Source organism: Parachitinimonas caeni, assembly GCF_030129945.1.
In the GTDB taxonomy this organism is placed as follows: Bacteria; Pseudomonadota; Gammaproteobacteria; order Burkholderiales; family Chitinimonadaceae; genus Parachitinimonas; species Parachitinimonas caeni.
This window is the reverse complement of the sequence record NZ_JARRAF010000121.1, coordinates 1-1285: the sequence shown is the minus strand read 5'-3', so window position 1 is coordinate 1285 and position 1285 is coordinate 1. Positions and strand designations below refer to the sequence as shown.

Sequence of the window (1285 nt, the reverse complement as noted above, 5' to 3'; positions counted from 1 at the left end):
CCCTGGTTGGAGACGTCGCCGATGCGCTGGCCGTTCAGGTAGTAGTAGCGTGTCAGCCGGTAGTCGGTGCTCCAGACCGCCGGGGCGCTGCCGGTGCCCCCGGTGCTGCCTGCGGTGCCCGTGCTGCCCGTGCTGCCGGGTTTGGCTTTGTCGAGCATTTCTTCGCGCCGCATGATCAGGCCCTGGGCGTTGGTGCGGTAGAGCAAGGTGCGGTTCTGCGCCTGGTCGGTCACTTTCTGCAGGTGGCCGTTGACGTCGTATTCGAATTGACTGAGGCCGGTGGTCAGACGCTCCACGCCATTCTGCTCAACCACTGCCACATCGATCTGCTGTTTCAGGGTGCTGTCGCGCCATTGGTATTGGTAGGTGTGGATCTCCTTGCGCGCCGGCTGCTTGCTGGTGGCGCTGTACTCGGTGTGCTCGCCCAGCAGGGTGCCGTCATACATCCGGGCGTAAACGGTACGGCTGCTGGAGTGGTATTGATCCGGCCCGGTCGGTTCGTTTTTGACGTAGCGCTCGTTGATCTGGTTGTCGGCCCCATAGAGGTTGTAGGTGATGCTGGGGTTGGCATTGCCCTGCGGGTCGATCCAGGTGTCGGTGGTTTTCCAGGTGCGGCCGGCGCTGTCCACTTTCCGCTCGGACACGACGGCGCCGCCACTGGTGACGCGGGTCAGATAGCCTTCGAGGCTGTAGCCATAGTTTTCGGTATGGGCCTGCTGGCCGTAGCCGGCATCGGTCTTGCCGCCATAGGCCGCCTGGGTGCGCTGGTTCAGGTAGTTGTAAGTCAGCGCCACGCCGCGCTCGCCAGCCACAATATTGCCGTTCTGCAGGTCACCCTGGCTGACCACGACCCGGTTGAAGTTGTCGTAGCGGTACCAGTAGCGATAGGTGCTGTCCTTGTTGTCCACCGCATTTTTGTAAACCTGATACACCATCCGGGTGTTGCCCATGGCGTCGTAGGCGTAGTCGATGTCGGCCGTGTTGTCATGGAATTTGACCATGCGGTTGAGGCTGTCATAGGTGATATGCGCCGACTGGTAGGGGTTGGGCGCCACTTCGCCATTGGCCTGCAGGTTGCGGTAGTCCTCGTAGGTGCGGTTGCCGGCGGCGTCGTAGCCGTAAGTGGTGAGGGTGTTCTCCTTACGGTCGATCAGGCTGCGGGTGTAGCCGTTGTCGTAGTAGGTGTATTCCAGCTGCTGGCCATAGCTGCTGGTCTGGCCCACCAGCCGGCCGGCGTGGTTGTACTGGTAGGCGGTGACCCCGCCGCTGGCGTCGGTCTGGCTGA

Annotated in this window: 1 protein-coding gene; it reads right to left on the bottom strand. The window is 62.3% G+C overall.

The features are described 5' to 3' along the window. A partial coding sequence (locus PZA18_RS23870; RefSeq protein ID WP_308447457.1) for a hypothetical protein occupies positions 1–1285 on the bottom strand: 1285 nt, incomplete at both ends.